Origin of the sequence: Prosthecobacter sp. (genome assembly GCF_044378005.1) — a bacterium.
In the GTDB taxonomy this organism is placed as follows: domain Bacteria; phylum Verrucomicrobiota; class Verrucomicrobiia; order Verrucomicrobiales; family Verrucomicrobiaceae; genus Prosthecobacter.
Map to the genome: position 1 here is coordinate 1 of NZ_JBILYB010000138.1, position 15,705 is coordinate 15,705.

General features: G+C 60.6%; 11 protein-coding genes. 8 read left to right on the top strand and 3 right to left on the bottom strand.

Annotation, left to right across the window (positions count from 1 at the left end):
* Nucleotides 1–278: 278 nt before the first annotated feature.
* The 3 genes from AC6FTP_RS20755 (at nucleotide 279) to AC6FTP_RS20765 (ending at nucleotide 5,798) form a co-directional block, all read left to right on the top strand.
* Nucleotides 279–3,662: a protein kinase domain-containing protein gene (locus AC6FTP_RS20755; protein ID WP_497208821.1), complete on the top strand. Its 3,384-nt coding sequence runs from the start codon at nucleotides 279–281 to the stop codon at nucleotides 3,660–3,662.
* The gene (locus AC6FTP_RS20760) at nucleotides 3,659–4,375 is read left to right on the top strand and encodes an RNA polymerase sigma factor (RefSeq protein ID WP_497208822.1); all 717 of its coding nucleotides are present in this window, start codon (nucleotides 3,659–3,661) and stop codon (nucleotides 4,373–4,375) included. Before AC6FTP_RS20755 ends, AC6FTP_RS20760 begins: the two co-directional genes overlap by 4 nt.
* Before the next feature lie 223 nt (nucleotides 4,376–4,598).
* Nucleotides 4,599–5,798: a PQQ-binding-like beta-propeller repeat protein gene (locus AC6FTP_RS20765; protein ID WP_497208823.1), complete on the top strand. Its 1,200-nt coding sequence runs from the start codon at nucleotides 4,599–4,601 to the stop codon at nucleotides 5,796–5,798.
* Nucleotides 5,799–5,854: 56 nt separating this feature from the next.
* Here AC6FTP_RS20765 and AC6FTP_RS20770 read toward each other — a convergent pair whose 3' ends face one another.
* Complete coding sequence (locus AC6FTP_RS20770; RefSeq protein WP_497208824.1) at nucleotides 5,855–6,253, bottom strand: Minf_1886 family protein; 399 nt, start codon at nucleotides 6,251–6,253, stop codon at nucleotides 5,855–5,857.
* Nucleotides 6,254–6,395: 142 nt separating this feature from the next.
* Nucleotides 6,396–7,424 (bottom strand): sugar phosphate isomerase/epimerase family protein, encoded by a 1,029-nt coding sequence (locus AC6FTP_RS20775; protein ID WP_497208825.1) that lies wholly within the window; start codon nucleotides 7,422–7,424, stop codon nucleotides 6,396–6,398.
* Between the two features lie 412 nt (nucleotides 7,425–7,836).
* On the opposite strand from AC6FTP_RS20775, the gene AC6FTP_RS20780 reads away from it, so the two are divergent.
* From AC6FTP_RS20780 to AC6FTP_RS20800, 5 genes are all read left to right on the top strand, one after another.
* Complete coding sequence (locus AC6FTP_RS20780) at nucleotides 7,837–8,124, top strand: hypothetical protein (RefSeq protein ID WP_497208826.1); 288 nt, start codon at nucleotides 7,837–7,839, stop codon at nucleotides 8,122–8,124.
* Nucleotides 8,125–8,219: 95 nt separating this feature from the next.
* A complete protein-coding gene (locus tag AC6FTP_RS20785; RefSeq protein WP_497208831.1) occupies nucleotides 8,220–9,635 on the top strand; it encodes a sulfatase in 1,416 nt (471 codons plus the stop codon).
* Between the two features lie 151 nt (nucleotides 9,636–9,786).
* Nucleotides 9,787–10,722: a hypothetical protein gene (locus AC6FTP_RS20790; RefSeq protein ID WP_497208827.1), complete on the top strand. Its 936-nt coding sequence runs from the start codon at nucleotides 9,787–9,789 to the stop codon at nucleotides 10,720–10,722.
* 30 nt (nucleotides 10,723–10,752) lie between these two features.
* Complete coding sequence (locus AC6FTP_RS20795) at nucleotides 10,753–12,237, top strand: sulfatase family protein (RefSeq protein ID WP_497208828.1); 1,485 nt, start codon at nucleotides 10,753–10,755, stop codon at nucleotides 12,235–12,237.
* 270 nt (nucleotides 12,238–12,507) lie between these two features.
* On the top strand, nucleotides 12,508–12,831 hold the full coding sequence (locus AC6FTP_RS20800; protein WP_497208829.1) for a hypothetical protein: 324 nt from the start codon (nucleotides 12,508–12,510) through the stop codon (nucleotides 12,829–12,831).
* Nucleotides 12,832–12,947: 116 nt separating this feature from the next.
* Here the strand turns inward: AC6FTP_RS20800 and AC6FTP_RS20805 are convergent, their stop codons facing one another.
* Complete coding sequence (locus tag AC6FTP_RS20805; protein ID WP_497208830.1) at nucleotides 12,948–15,611, bottom strand: DUF1592 domain-containing protein; 2,664 nt, start codon at nucleotides 15,609–15,611, stop codon at nucleotides 12,948–12,950.
* Between the last annotated feature and the right edge of the window lie 94 nt (nucleotides 15,612–15,705).

Consider the following 15,705-nt stretch of genomic DNA (forward strand, 5'->3'; position numbering starts at 1 on the left):
AGCGTCTCAAAGGCGTGGGCGTCTGGGCAGATCAGGTGGCGCAGATGTTCAAGGTTTCGCTCAAGCGCGCAGGGATGCTGCATCGCCGCCCCGAGGTCAGCCCAGCTCACTTTCGCCGTCCACAACTCGGCGGGCAGATGGAGCTTCTTTTCTGAGAATAAGAAGAACGGCGTAAAAAGCCGACGGACTTGTCCTGGCATCCTTCACTTCGGTGACCTTTTCTCCCCACGGCGAAAAAAGTGTGTAACCTCCGCGCCGAGTTTCCTCAGGAAGCCGGCATGAGCCACGAATCCACCCATCCCATCTGCCCGCAATGTCACGCCCCGCTGCCAGCGGATGCGCCGCAGGGTCTCTGCCCTGCCTGCCTCATGGCCGTTGCGGGTCTGCCGACGGATCAGGACACACTGCCGCTCACCGCATCTGATTTGCCCGAGCTGGCAGACATCGCTACTGCCTTCCCGGACTTGGAGATCATCGAAAAGATCGGCCAGGGCGGCATGGGTGTCGTCTTTAAAGCACGGCAGCCGAAGCTGGATCGACTGGTGGCGTTGAAAGTGCTGCCGAAGGCGCTTGCGACCACGCCAGGCTTCCCCGAACGCTTCACCCGTGAGGGCCGCGTGCTAGCGCGGCTGAGCCATCCTAGCATCGTGACGGTGCATGACTTCGGCGAGAGCGGTGGGTATTGCTTTCTTATCATGGAGTATGTGGATGGCGTGAACCTGCGCCAGGCCATGAATGCGGGGCGCTTCACTCCTGAGCAGGCTTTGAAAGTAGTGCCCGACATCTGCGCCGCGCTCCAGGCCGCGCACGAGCAGGGCGTGCTGCACCGCGACATCAAGCCGGAGAACCTGCTGCTGGACACGAAGGGCCGCATCAAAATCGCCGACTTCGGCATTGCCAAGCTTTTGGATGATCGCGGTGCAGATCTGCTTCTGACGCAAAGTGGAGCCAAGCTCGGCACCGCACCCTACATGGCCCCTGAGCAGATCGAGCAACCTTCCACCGTGGATCATCGCGCGGACATCTACAGCCTCGGCGTCGTGCTTTACGAAATGCTCACAGGCGAGCTGCCGCTGGGCCGTTTTGCCGCGCCTTCGGAGAAATCTGCCGTCGGTGGAAATATCGATGAGATCGTCTTCCGTGCTTTGGAAAAGGAACGCGGACGCCGCCAGCAGAGCGCGAGTGAGTTTAAAACGCAGATCGAGGGCGCTACGGCGATGTCTGCTCTGCGGCCTGTGTATCGAAAGCGCGGAGAGCCCTTCCAATACAAATCGAAGCGCCTGCTCTGCGGCCTGCCGCTTCTGCATATCGTGAGCGGACGTGATCCGGTGACAGGCGCGGTCCGCACAGCCAACGGCTTCTTTGCGCTCGGGGACAAAGCGCGTGGTGTCTTCGCCTTTGGCGGCATGGCTCATGGCTACTTCGCGTGCGGGGGCATCGCGACGGGGTTGGTGACTTTTGGTGGCTTGAGCTTTGGCTTGATTTCGGTCGGCGGACTCGCGCTCGGCCTGCTGTTTGCCTGCGGCGGGCTCGGCATCGGCACGCTGGCGACGGGTGGACTCGCCATCGGCTACCATGCCTGTGGTGGCATCGTGACGGCCTGGCACGGCATGGGCGGCCTGGTGATCGCCCACCAGGGCTACGGCAGCACGGTTCATGCCGCTGAGGTGGTGAAGAACATGCTGCTCATGCCGCGACTCACCGTCTGGCTGGGATCCGTCACACCGTACATCAGCCTGCTCGGAGTGCTGTGGCTGCCCGTCAGCGCGTTCGTTTTCATCGCCCACTGGTGGGCGCGGAATGAAGCCGGCATCGAGTCTGGAGAGATCCCGCGCGATGCTTCCAGCTCACGAATTTTCTGGGTGGTGCCCGCCATCCTCGCTCTGTGTCTCGGTTATTGGTGGATCATTGCCTGCTTTGTCGGTTCGCATGTGGCAGAGATTTCTCAGATGATCGTGCCAGTCGTCGTGAGCACCGCCGGGCTTGTCATGTTCGCCGTCGGCGTGCCGCTCTGGCTGCGGCTGGTGCCGGTGAATCCGATCTTCGGTCTGCGCCTGCCCTCCACCATGGCCACCGACGAACGCTGGTATGAATCGAACGCCTTTGCGGGCAAGCACCTCTTTGGATGGTCGCTCATGGTCATCGGCGCCGGCTTCGCCGGTTTTCACCAACTGCCGCGCCATCAGGACGACTATCCGTGGGCGGCAGTCGCCCTGCTGCTCGCTGCAGTAGCCTCGCTGCTCGTGTCCACCTGGTGGTGGCTGAGGCAGCATCCGCAAAACGCACCCGCGAGGCCGCGCAACCGTCTTGTTGGCTGGGGCGGTCAGGCCTTCGTCGCGGTCATCATTGCCATGTTCATCCGCAGCTTTATCATCACGCCCTACAGCATCCCGCAGGCAAGCGAGCCCGGTGTGACGAAGGGTAGCCACTGGATTGCGAGCCGCATCGACAGCGGTTTCGACCAAGGCGACCTGATCGTCTATGAGCACACCAGCAGCCAAGCCTGGATCGCCCGCGTGGTGAAGCGCGAGCCCGACGGGCTCCTGCTCAAGCGCGGCGGCAGTGCGGACACCTTCTTTGTGAAATGGGACAAGGTGATCGGGAAGATGCTGTTCTCGCACTTCACGCCGGATGCTTTGAAGCAGACAACGACTCAGGTAACACCGACATCCGCCTCCAAGCCTGCTGGATCGGTTTCTCAAAACTCGCAGCTCAGCGTGAAGAAGCCTGAGCTGCGCTATGTGCGTATGCGTCTGGAAGACAAGCCCTGGTCTGCCGAGACTTATGATGCTGATGGGCGGCTTTTGGAAATCTCACCGCAGATGCTGAAAGCACTGTCTGAAGATACTACCGGCATCAGTGCTGACGATCCCGAGGCGTGCTGGATGCAACTCTGGTTTCACGACACGGAGTTCGACGGCTTTTCCCTGCAAGGCGCACAGCTTGTCGATGCCGAGGGGAAGCTTCTACCACCGGTGAGCAACGCCGTTCCGCATCCTGAAATGACGACCATGGCAGGACTCCACTCCGTGACCCTGAGAGTCGGCAGTCGTGGTGATCCCGTGAAGACCTATGGCATTCGGCTGAGCTACAGCGCCGGACCATGGACTTCTTCCAAGAAGATCGAGCATTCCTTCCGCGGCTCCATCGGCACCCAAGACTGGGTGCTTGGAACCGTCGGCGAAAAACCGGAGATAGGCAGCTTCGTCGCCTGGACCAAGCGCAGCGCCACCAAGCAGGTGCAATGCGTGGCGCACCTCAAAGACGGCAGCCAGAGGGCTGTCGGCAACAGTTCGATGACGAGTAACGGACTCATCGTGGAGCATGCGGAGTTCTCCAAACTGCAACTCAAGGACATCGACCACTTCATCCTGCGCTCGCGTGACATCCACGAGGTGCTTTATGAAAACGTGACGCCTCCGCCTTTGCCGATGGAAGACCAGAGGCGCATTCAAATCACTGGCTTTGGCAAAAAGGGCTCCCTCGAGTGGCGGCGTGGCATGAAGGTGTCGGAGGTCATCATGTTATGGGGCGGCATCACGAACCCAGCCAGGAAGCGCATCCAACTTACCCGAGACGGTATGCCCATGGTGATTCAGGAGAACCAAGCTCACGAGGTCGAGACCAAGGCGGACGACCAAATCACCATCATCACCGAATGACCTCCCCCTTCCAAGCCACCCGATGGACGCTGGTCTCACGCTCGCGTGGCGATGATGCATCTGCCAAGGCGGCGCTGAGCGAACTGTGTGCGGCTTACTATGAACCTGTGGTGGTCTTTCTCCGCCGCGAGGGACGTGGCGATGATGCGGCGCGGGAGCTGGCGCATGGGTTCTTTGCGGGGCTGCTGGAGGGTGGGGCTCTGCGAAATGCGGAGGAGCAGCGGGGGCGATTTCGCTCTTATCTGCTCGGTGCGTTGAAGCACTTTTTGGCCGACCAGCGAGATCGTGCGATGGCCGCGAAGCGCGGTGGAGGAGTGGAGCATTTCCAAGTCGATGCGGATGCCACCACGAGCGCACCGGGACTCCAGATCGCTGATTTACATGCCGCTGCGCCCGATGCGGCCTTTGATCGCCAGTGGGCCATCAGCCTGCTGGCATCTGCGCTGAGCGATCTTGAAAAAGAGATGCTGGCCGATGGCAAGCGACGCCTGTTCGAAGAGTTGAAGCCGTGGCTCACAGGCGACGCCGATGCCGCCTGCCAGGCGAGCATTGCTGAGATGCTGGAGATGAGCACAGAGGCCGTAAAACAGTCCGTGCTCCGCCTGCGCAAGCGCTTCCGAGCGCTCGTGAAGAAACGCATCGCTGACACGGTGGAAGGCACGGCTCAGGCGGAGGAAGAGTTTCAGCACCTTATGGCAGCACTGCGGCAGTGAATTTGAGCACACAGTTGCTTCGAGAAGCGAGAGCAAGGATAGCCGCCGCTAACTCCCGCAGTCCTTGGGCATAAGATGATCTAAACCGGCAGGCATGTGCTCGTGCTCGGGTGTTTAACCGAAAGGCAACGGTGTAGCAATGCGGCCACAGCAAGGGCAGGCTGTCACGGCGCGTTTCCTGCCGACTATGTTGAAGCTGATTTCACTCTTCGTGCTAATTTCCATGTCAGTGCAAGCCGCTGACTGGCCGCGCTGGCGCGGCTCAGCGGGGGACGGTGCCTGGAATCCGACGGAGATGCCTGCGGACTTCGCGGCGCTGGAGCCGGAGCTGGTTTGGAAGACCAAGATTGGCGGAGGCTTCGGTGGCGTCACTGTCTGCGCGGGTCGTGTCTATGTGATGGATCGCCCGAAGCTGCCCGGCAATACTGAGCGTGTGCTCTGCTATGAGGTCGCCACAGGTACTCCGCTCTGGCAGTTCGAATGGGAGGCGGACTACGGCTCCATGGAATATGGCAGCGGCCCGCGTGCCAGCGTGACGATCCATGAAGGCCGCGCCTACGCCCTCGGTGCCGCGGGCATGGCGCTGTGTCTGGAGGCGGCGAAAGGCACCGTGCTCTGGCAAGTGGACACGGTGAAACAACTCGGTGCCCAAGTGCCCACCTGGGGCTTCGCCGCATCGCCCGTGATCGATGGTCCCCGTGTGCTGCTGCACGTCGGCGCTCAGCCTGCTGGCAGCGTGCTGGCTTTGGACAAGCTGACCGGGAAACTCGTCTGGCGCGGCGGCCCAGATCCTGCCGGCTACTGCACGCCGGAGAGCATCACGCATGGCGGGAAGCGGCAGTTGATCGCCTGGGGGCCGGAGCACATCCAGAGCCTTGATCCCGAAACGGGTGCCGTGTTTTGGACCTACCCCTACAAGATCACCTACGGTGTCAGCATCGCCCAGCCGATCTATCGCGATGGCCTGCTGCTCGTGTCCGGCTACTGGCATGGCACAAAGGCCCTGCGACTCGGCGCACAGCCCACGGAGGTCTCGCTGGCCTGGGAGATAGAGAAAGACATGTGCGGCCTCATGGCGGCCCCAGTTTTCAAAGATGGAGCCGTCTATCTGCTCGATAAAACCACGGGGCTGCAAGCCATCGAGCTCAAGAGCGGCAAGATCCTCTGGAGCGATGCCAACACACTGACGCCGAAGGATCGCAACCCGCAGATGAGCCTCGTCTGGCTGCGTGAGTCCGAGGGCCTGGCCACGCTGTTGAACTCCAGCGGCGAGCTGGTGCATGTGCGGCTGAAAACCACCGGCTTCGAGGAACTCGGACGCCATCAGATCATCGGCAAAACCTGGGCACATCCGGCTTTCGCTGGCAGCGAGGTCTTTGCCCGCTCGGACACGGAGCTGGTGGCGTGGAGACTGTGGCGTTGATGCCACGGTTCACACTGAGAGCTCCACCCAAGCCCGACCACGAGCTCTGAAGCATCTCACACGCTTTGCTTTTTGGAGGCCGGCTTGAAGGGCTCCGCGAGGGCGGTCTCGAAATCAAAACCTCCGGCGAAGTCGGTGAGGCTGTCTCCCTCGTTCTTTCCGAAGTAGCCGGTGTCGATGAGGTTATAGACGATGTTTCCCACGTCTTCGCCGCGCTCCAGCCCCCATTCATGGAGGACGGTCAGGGCCATGGGGCCATATTCGGCGATGGCATGGAGCCGGACACCTTCGAGGACTTCCTGGCCGCTGACGTGCTGGTCTTCCTGGCCTTCGCGGTAGTGCTTCACGGCGACATGCAGGGCATCGCGGACGAACTCATAAGCCAGCGGATGGTAACGCGGGTCTGCGGCGACGGCCTGGCTGATGGCGAGGTGAAACGGGAGGTCTTGGGACATTCCTAGGGGCGGGGGGCGGGGAAGGGGCCGAATGTGGGCTGCCAGTGAGGTTTGGCAATGACGAGAAAAGAGAAGAAAAAAGCCCCGCCGGGATGAACGGCGGGGCTGATGAGTCGGGGACGTTTGGGTATGTTGGTAAAGATTACCAGCCGTGGGCGTCACGCACTTTGATCATGGCGTCGAGGATGTTGTTCCAGGTGCCGGGGGTTTTGAGCACGGCGTTCGGGAACATGCAGCCATCCCAGCAGATGTGCTGGATGCCACGGGCGGCGGCGTCTTTGAGCCAGTAGCCGGAGGCTTTGGTGATGTCGAGCTTGCCGTTCGGATCGTCAGCGCGGCAGTGCTTGCCGGTCTTGTCGTGGCTGCCTGCGCCGTGGACGGTGCCGTCGTTCTGGGCGACGTGGAAGTCGATGGTCCAGGGGCGGAGGGCATTGGTCATCGTTTCGTAGGCGGCCCAGAATTCGGCGTCGCTGTAGCCTTCCTTGAGGAGGGCGTGCTCGGGGGCGTTGTAGCCGAGGGTGTAGAGGTAGGTGTGGGCGAGGTCAGCCTGGAAGCCGAGGGCGTTTGGCATGCCGACGCCTTCGAGGACATCGAGCATGTCTTTCCAAGAGTGCATGCCGGCCCAGCAGATCTCACCTTCAGCGGCGAGACGCTCACCGTGGTCGGCGGCGATCTGGGCGGCTTTCTTGAAGGTATCGACGATGCGGGCGGTGCTCGCGGTGGGGTTTTCGCGCCATTTGGCGACGCCAAACTCAGCGGAGTCGATGCGGATGACGCCGTATTTGCGGACGCCATGGGCATTGAAGACCTTGGCGATGCGGCAGGCCATCTTCACAGCGCTGAGGAATTTCTCCTGCTGGGCGTCATCGCCCATGGCGCTGTCACCGACGGTGCCCGGCCAGACTGGGGCGACGAGGGAGCCGACGGAGAATCCTTTGCTGGCGATGAGGTCAGCGATTTTGTTGAGTTCGTCGTCGCTGGCCTCGGGGTTCGTATGGGGGAGGAAGAGGAAGTAGTCGATGCCTTCGAACTTCTGGCCGTTGACCTCGGCAGCAGCGGTGAGGTCGAGCATGCGCTCCAGGCTGATCGGTGGCTCCTGGCCTTCGCCATCGCCTTTGCCGACGAGGCCGGGCCACATCGCGTTATGAAGTTTGGGTGCGGAATTGCTCATGGGATCAGAGTATGGTTATGCGGATTGGAATAGGGCTTTTTCGGGGGAAAGCGGCGGGATGATAAACACCGCGTTCTGGAACGCACGAAAAAAGAGCGGGGGATGTGGAATTCGTCCCGGGTATTTTCATCACCATGGCTGAAATCTCATCGAGTCTGGTGGGTGACGTTGAAGACGCAGGCTCGGACGACTTAGCGTGCGTGGATGTTGCGGAATGAATTTCGCGCTCGTGTGCCGTCTCCCACAGGCAGAATAAGATGATCGCCGTCCGCTAAACGACGTAGTTCAGCTCTCAAATCGAATCGTTGAAGCGGAAACAAACGCTTCTCTACTACCCAGATCCACCGAGCTGAATCTGCCGATCCAGACTTTGCGGCAAGCCGGTTCGATTGGCGGCGTTCAATGCTCCTGCATGAAACTCATTGCATCCTTTTGTCTCGCAGCTTTTGTTCAGGCCGCAGATTTGCAGCCGCTGCTCGCCCGGCCGGATCAGATCGTGTTTCAGGATGACTTTTCCAAGCCTGCACCGCTCGACAACAAAGCATGGACAACGCGCCTGGGGACACCGTGGGCGGCGGAACAGGGTGGGCTGCGAGGAAAGCCCTCTGCCCTGGAATCTCAGGCATCGAAAAAAGTTCGCCAAGGTCTGGAGCCCCGCCTTTCGGCTCCGATCACGCCCTCGAAGTTCCTCGCGGTTTGATTGCCAGTCACCACCCATCCATGCGCTTCCTCCCGCCTTCGTCATTCGCCATTGCTTCGCAACGATCCCACCTGCGGGGCTGCATCTTCTTCGTGATGATGGCTGTCTCGCTTTGCTCGGCTCTGACGTCGTCATTGGTGGCGAAGCCGAACGTCCTCTTCATCGCCATCGACGATCTCGCGAACGATAGCCCACACACACCGCACATCGACCGGCTCGCGGCCAGCGGCGTGCGTTTTGATCGCGCCTACAATCAAATCCCGCTCTGCAATCCCAGCCGCGCCTCCGTGCTCACCGGTCGCCGACCCGATGCCACGCAGGTCTATGATCTCGACCGCCATTTCCGCGAGGCCTTGCCCGATGTCGTCACGTTGCCGCAGCTCTTCCGGCAAAACGGCTGGTTCACCGCCCGCGTCGGCAAAATCTACCACTACGACGTGCCCAACGGCATCGGCACTGACGGCCTCGATGACAAACCCTCGTGGCAACTCGTCGTGAACCCCAAAGGGCGCGATGTCACCGATGAAAAGCTCATCACCAACCCCACGCCGCAAAAACCTGTCAGCGCCGCCTTGAGCTGGCTCGCCGCCGACGGCACCGACGAGGAACAAACCGATGGCATGATCGCCACCGAGGCCATTCAACTCCTCGAAAAGCATCGCGACAAACCCTTCTTCCTCGGCGTCGGCTTCTTCCGACCTCACACGCCGTTCGTCGCGCCAAAGAAATACTTCGACCTGCATCTGCTGGAGTCGATCCGCCTGCCCGAAACCCCCGCCGATGACCGCAGCGATATCCCCGTCGCCGCTTTCGCGCACAACAACTCCACGCCAAACTACGGCCTCGACGAACTCACCTGCCGCAAGGCGCTGCAAGCCTACCGAGCCAGCGTTTCCTTCGTCGATGCGCAGATCGGTCGCGTGCTTGATACCCTCGACAAACTCAGCCTCACCGACACCACCATCGTCGTCCTCTGGAGCGACCACGGCTACCACCTCGGCGAGCATCTCGGCATCTGGCAAAAGCGCACCCTCTTCGAAGAAAGCGCCCGCGCCCCACTCATCATCCGCGCCCCCGGCTTCAAAGGAAACGGCCAAGCCTGCCATCGCATCGTCGAGTTCATCGACATCTACCCCACCCTCGCCGATCTCGCCTCGCTCACGCCACCCGCATCGCTTGATTGCCGCAGCCTGCGACCGCTTTTGAATGATCCTGCGCAAAAATGGCACCAGAGCGCCATCACCCAAATTCTCCGTCCCGCCGATGTTCGCTTGCCCGCCCAAGTCATGGGCCGCACCCTCCGAACCGAACGCTGGCGCTACACCGAATGGAACGAAGGCGCGAACGGCCTCGAACTCTACGATCACGAAAAAGACCCGCACGAGTTCCGCAATCTCGCCCGCATGCCCTCCGCCGAGGCTTCAACAGTCATGAAGGCCTTCCACGCGCGATTCAGCAACCTCGCCCGTGGACTACCACCGTCATCGCCCGTGAACCCGAAGCGTTTGTGAAAGCAGCCCACTCAGCCTTCAAATCACCCACGACCCATGAATGAAATCGGATGGCAAGGAAGTTCCTATCCAAGCCAATCCCCAACGAGTATCAGCTGTCTCAAGCAGTGATTTCATCAGGGCACCAACTTCACATCGCCCATCCTTCACCATGAACACATCCAATCCAGGCACCTCCTCCTGCAACCAAGAGTGGGCCAAGAACGTCCTCTTCTTTGAATACGGCAGCGCGGCCAATCCACGGATGCCAAAGATCGGCATCGACGTGTTTCCGCCCTCCCTGCATCAGATCGCAGAGACCAAAGTCATCCCGCTGGATCTGGCGCAACAGCTCCAAACCAGCTATCCAGCCACCGGGCCGAATCTTCTGGCGAATTTCATTCACATCGCGGCTGGAGATGTGCTCTCCACCAGCACGCATGCCAGCAGCCAAGTGTTTTATGTCATTCGAGGCTCTGGCTTCAGCCTGATCCAAGGGAGCAGGCTCGAATGGAAAATCGGCGATTTCATTGCCATCCCAAGCACAGGCGAAATCAAGCATCAGGCCAGCGAAGACACGGCTTTTTACTGGGTGCATGACCAGCCGCTGATGGACTTCCTGGGTGTCCGGCCTAGCAAAGAGCGTTTTCGTTCGCTGTATTTCTCCCGCGAACAACTCGACGCCGAACTGGAAAAAGTCCGGCAAGCCAACGAGGGCAAGGACAGGAACCGCAACGGCATCCTGCTGGCCAATCCTGACTGCCCGCAGACCAAGACGCTGACTCACACCATGTGGTCCCTGTATAACCTGCTGCCCGCAAAGAGCCGACAAAAGGCGCACCGGCATAGCTCCATCGCTATGGACTACGCCGTGAGGGCTACCGAGGGCGTCTATACGATGATCGGCCCTGATCTCGACAGCGATGGCAACATCATCAATCCCATCCGTGCCAACTGGGTGGCGGGAGGTGCCTTTGTCACGCCGCCGGGCTGGTGGCACTCCCACCACAACGAGAGTGATGAAGACGCCATCGTGTTGCCCGTTCAAGATGCCGGACTGCAAACCTACATGCAGACCCTCGATATCAGATTCGCCCACGGTTATTAAACGAGCGGAATCCCAAACGCCGCTGACCACATGCGCCGCCTCTTGCTCCTCCTTTCGGCATTCGTCCTTTCGCATTCGTCATTCGCAGCGAAGCTGCCGAACATCCTCTGGCTCATCGGCGAGAACCTGAGCCACGATCTTGGTTGCTACGGCGCGAAGGATGTCCACACACCAAATCTCGATCAACTGGCCGCCCATGGCACTCGCTACACGCGGGTGTTTTCGACGAATCCGGCCTGTGCACCGAGTCGCTCGGCATTCTTCACCGGCATGTATCAGACCACGACGGACACGCACCCGATGCGCTCGCATCGCAGTGATGACTTCCGCCTTCCAGCAGGCGTGCGGCCTGTGACGCAGCGTTTGCATGACGCGGGCTTTTTCACGGCCAACATCAAGACGGCCAACGGCGAAAGCGTCGGCACGGGCAAGCTCGACCTCAACTTCGTCAACGAAGGCCCCATCTACGATGAGAACTCGCAGGATTGGAGCACGCTGAAATCGCGCCAGCCCTTCTTCGCTGTCGTGAATGCCGAGGAAAACGAATACGACATCTACGACCGCAAAAGCGCCGAGAAGGATCGCGTGAAGTGGGTGGGCGAGGACATCCATGTGCAACATGCCAAGCCCGAAAACGTCACACCGCCGCCTTACTACCCAGATCATCCGGTGGTGCGGCAGGAGTGGGCGCGATACCTGAACTCCGTCTCCGGCATGGACCTGCGCTTTGGCAAAGTGCTCTCCCAACTCCGCGCCGATGGCTTGGAGGACGACACAATCATCATCTTCTTTGGCGACAACGGCCGCCTGGAGCCACGCGGCATTCATTGGTGCTACGACAACGGCCTGCGCGTGCCCATGATCATCCAATGGCCGAAGAATCATCCCGCGCCGCCGCAATGGAAGCCAGGCAGCGTCGATGACCGCATCCTCAGCCTCATCGACGTCACCGCCACCACGCTCGCCCTCGCAGGCATCGAGCGTCCGCCGCTCATACAGGGCCGCGTTTTCCTCGGTGATCGAGCCGATGCACACCGCCGCTTCGCCTTCGCCGCACGCGACCGCATTGACGAGGCCGTGCAACGCATCCGCAGCGTGCATGACGAGCGCTTTCACTACATCCGCACCTTCACCACCGGCCCCACCTTTGCCTCGCTGAACCGCTACAAGGAAAAATGCTTCCCCATCCAGCCGCTCATGCGCCAGCTCCACACCGAGGGCAAACTCACCGGTCCGCCGCTTGCTCTCATGCGGCACGTCGGCCCCAGCGAGGAGCTTTTTGACACGCAGGCTGATCCGCATGAGATCCGCGATCTCTCCAAGTCCACACAGCCCGAGCACCGCGAGGCCCTCACCCGCCTCCGCGCCGCCCTCGGCACCTGGATCATCGAAACCAACGACCGTGGCGCCATTCCCGAGCCCCCTGAGATCATCGCCCCTTTCGAGAAGGAAATGCACGACTGGTTCGGCACACCCGCTTGGGCAAAGAAGCAGGAACCGATAACGAACCAATAGGTCTGGAAACACATGGGAGTGACATCAGCCGCATGGTCTGCATGGGCGACAGGGCACTGTCAGGCTTTGTCTGAGATGAGGAACAATTGCCGTCCATATTTTGCTACTATTCTTCTGTCAGAGGTAAACGTGGTCTATGGAAACAGTCCATAAAATGTCTGGCGGCCTCGTTGCAAATGCAGCCCGTACGGGTATCATCGCCTGAACACACCATGAAACGTGCTGCCAGAGTTGGCGAAGACGGCCTCAAGCCATCCTCAGAGTGGGCTGATGCTCTCGAACATGATCGCACGGGCGGATGTGCGTGACCCTGTTCAAAAGCAGGCGTTGGAAATATATTTGCTGGACCCGAAACGCACGGCTGAGGAATTACGAGGCTTCGCCAGCGTCTTCCCGAACGCGAATGTCGCCATCTCGCAGAATCTACTGACTGCATCACCGACGATCCAGGGAGCTGACCTTGCCGCGCGTGACATCGCTAGCTATAAAGTGCTGGCTGGCTGGCTGGCGGATGACCGCTTCAAATCTGTGATCGAGCCGTTAAGGCAAGCTGCAGGCCGTCTGCAAGGATTTCTCGAACCGCCGCAGCGCTAGGCAAGCGGGCACCATCTCGATTCTCGTCTTCACCGCCGTGGTGCAGTAGAACCACAGTCGGCACAGTTTCGTGGAGCGCGTGGGACGGAGCGAGGCATTCTCGCTGCCAAGCAACATCAGCCCTGCGTGCGAAACGCCTCGCTGAGCACAATCAACTCGATGAGTACGTCCGCGCGGTAGTCTGCCTTTTTCAAATCAGCGAGCAGCAGGCGGATCAAGCCTTCGTCCTGCGGCTTCAAGGCGCGGCCTAATGCGAAGGATGTGAGCCGGCGCGTGAGATTGGCGATGAACTCGTCTTGATGGCGGGTGGTGATGAGCTGGCGCAGCTCGGCGGGGCCGTTGAAGCGCTGGCCGCCGGGCAGCAGGCCGCTGGCATCGACGGGCTTGCTAGCCTCCTGTAAGCGGAAGCGACCAATGGCGTCGAAGTTTTCCAAACCGAAGCCGATGGGGTCGATCTTGTCGTGACAGCTCGCGCAGCTTTCGTTGCGACGATGCTCGGCGAGTTCCTCGCGCAGCGTCTTGCCGCGATCACCGGCCTTGTCGTCGAGCTGACCAGCATCGGCGGGCGGCTCGGCGAGTTTGCGGCCCAGCAGGTTTTCGAGCACCCACTTGCCGCGGATCACAGGGCTGGTGCGGTTCGGCGTGGAGGAGGCGGTCAAAATGGCCGCCATGCCGAGCAGGCCGCCACGACGATCATCGGTGAACTTCACGCGTTGCAAAGCTTGGCCGCTGATGCCTTCGAGTTCATACAGCGCTGCGAGATCGGTATTGGCGAAGGTTTCGCGGCCATCAAGCAGGCGGGTGAGACTGCCGCCAGTGCGCAGGAGATTTTCAAAGACGAGCACAGGCTCCAGTTTCATCGCCTCGGCGAGAGCGGGCGTGAATGTGCGGAACTTCTTCGCGTCAGGCACATGCTCGGTGCCGAGTCCGGCAAAGCCGAGCCACTGGCCGAGGAAGGTGCTCACGAAGGCGCGTGACTTGGGATCGGCGAGCATGCGTTTCACCTGCGCGCGCAGCGTGGCGTCATCGTGCAGCTTGCCAGAGTCGGCGAGAGCACGCAGCTCGTCGTCTGGCATGGTCATCCAAAGAAAATAGCTCAAGCGGCTGGCGAGGCGATGATCGTCGAGCTTTCCCGCGCGGAGTTCATCGCGGAACAAAAAGCTCGGCGAGGTCAACGCGGCCGCAAAAGCGAGCTTGAGAGCCTGTTCGGGCGATTCACCGCGCTTGTGGGCCGTTTCATAGAGAGCGAGATGCTTTTCGAGCTCACCAGCTCGCAACGGTCGGCGGAATGCTTTCGGCAAAAAGGCATTCAAAGCGGCCTTGGCATCGCTTTGGAAGATTTTACGGGCTTTTGAGCCTGCGGGAGAAATCGGGCCTTCGATGCGAATCCAGTCCACACCCGGTGCGCCGATTTTTTCGGCCTTCACGACCTTTTGCGCTGCCGCGCTGCCGATGAGCGATGCAGCATCGAAGCGCAGATCGAGCACTTCGAGCGAATCACCGACCACCTTGCGATTGCTGGCGAGCTTCTCCACGTTCGCGGTCTCGATCTGTTGATCCAGCTCGGCCACGGGCACCTGCATCGCCTTCGCGAGTTGATGCTTCACCACCACCATCGCCTCGGTGCGCTCCGGCAGCAGGTTGTAGAAGCTGCGCAGATCGCTCGGATTGCCTTCGGGCGTCACGGCTCGCAGATACTCGACGCGCATCTGCATGTTTTGGAAGTTGCGATTGAGCGTGTCCGTGAGCTTTTTGACCTCGTCGGAGGCGTTTTCTGGCACCGGCAGCTTCGGCGCATTCGTTGCAGCGGCCTCTTTCACCAGCGGCGCGGCCTTCTTTTGGTCAAAGACGGGATAGCCGCCCTTCGGCGCAGCTTTCCTCGCTTTGCGCACCGGAATCGATGTCGGTGCTCGCAGGCCGGTGTTGTCGATGTTCCAGGTCATCTGATGCGTGCCTGCACGGAGCAGCAGCTCGATCTCTTCCTCTTTCGGCGTGTTGTCGAGGCACTTCAAAAGTGCTCGGGGCTCGTTGTCGATGCGCAGACGCAAGCCAGCTTCACCACCGCGGCCCACGTGCTTCACGGTTAGGTGATACCAACCGTCGGTAGGCACGATGATCTCGTCATAAAGCGTGCGCTGTCCCGCGCCAGCGAGCGAGTAGCCGACCCCGCCGCCGGGAAGTCCCTCCGGTTTCGAGCCGCGCTCGGTCATGAGCATCTTCTCGGCCTCGAAGTGCTTCGAGTAGGGCTTCTGGCGCAGATTGAGCATGCTTTGCAGTGCGTAATCTGCCGCATCAAAGAGCTGCTCCGCCAGCGCAGGCGAGATGAAGAGCGCGTCGCGATCATTCGTGAAGCCGGAGAGGCCAGGGCCATCGTCGAGCAGCAGTTTGCCCGGCTCAAAGTCGATGCCGAGCAGGTCGCGCAGCGTGTTGTTGTATTCGGTTTTTGTCAGCCGCGGCAGCGTGACGTGCTCGATGCCTTTTTGCGTGCTCCAATCGACCGAGTCGATGCCCTTCCGCAAAAACGCCACGATCGCCTCGCGCTCCGCCACGCTCGGCAGCGGCTTCTTCGGCGGCATTTCCTCCTCCTCGACCTGCTGGAGCATCGTCTGCCACAGCTTGAACTCTTTCGCCACATTCTGCGGCGAGCCGAAGCTCGTGAGATCGACATCGCCCTTCTGCTTGTCCGCGTTGTGGCAGTCGAGGCAGTATTGTTTCAGCAGCGGCTGGATGTCAGCGGCGTGAGCCGTGGTGGTGAGCAGTAGGACAAAAACGAGGCGCATGGGCTTGAGTAAATTCGATTGGCCATCATATACAATAGAGCCTTCATTTTGCGAAGGGAATGTCTCCCAAGGCTCACACAATCAAGGGTTTATA

What these genes read in the sequence shown, in the direction of transcription:
- AC6FTP_RS20755 (WP_497208821.1), top strand. Translation starts at nt 279, where the DNA reads ATGAGCCACGAATCCACCCATCCCATCTGCCCGCAATGTCACGCCCCG.
- AC6FTP_RS20760 (WP_497208822.1), top strand. Translation starts at nt 3,659, where the DNA reads ATGACCTCCCCCTTCCAAGCCACCCGATGGACGCTGGTCTCACGCTCG.
- AC6FTP_RS20765 (WP_497208823.1), top strand. Translation starts at nt 4,599, where the DNA reads ATGTCAGTGCAAGCCGCTGACTGGCCGCGCTGGCGCGGCTCAGCGGGG.
- AC6FTP_RS20770 (WP_497208824.1), bottom strand. Translation starts at nt 6,253, where the DNA reads ATGTCCCAAGACCTCCCGTTTCACCTCGCCATCAGCCAGGCCGTCGCC.
- AC6FTP_RS20775 (WP_497208825.1), bottom strand. Translation starts at nt 7,424, where the DNA reads ATGAGCAATTCCGCACCCAAACTTCATAACGCGATGTGGCCCGGCCTC.
- AC6FTP_RS20780 (WP_497208826.1), top strand. Translation starts at nt 7,837, where the DNA reads ATGAAACTCATTGCATCCTTTTGTCTCGCAGCTTTTGTTCAGGCCGCA.
- AC6FTP_RS20785 (WP_497208831.1), top strand. Translation starts at nt 8,220, where the DNA reads ATGATGGCTGTCTCGCTTTGCTCGGCTCTGACGTCGTCATTGGTGGCG.
- AC6FTP_RS20790 (WP_497208827.1), top strand. Translation starts at nt 9,787, where the DNA reads ATGAACACATCCAATCCAGGCACCTCCTCCTGCAACCAAGAGTGGGCC.
- AC6FTP_RS20795 (WP_497208828.1), top strand. Translation starts at nt 10,753, where the DNA reads ATGCGCCGCCTCTTGCTCCTCCTTTCGGCATTCGTCCTTTCGCATTCG.
- AC6FTP_RS20800 (WP_497208829.1), top strand. Translation starts at nt 12,508, where the DNA reads ATGCTCTCGAACATGATCGCACGGGCGGATGTGCGTGACCCTGTTCAA.
- AC6FTP_RS20805 (WP_497208830.1), bottom strand. Translation starts at nt 15,611, where the DNA reads ATGCGCCTCGTTTTTGTCCTACTGCTCACCACCACGGCTCACGCCGCT.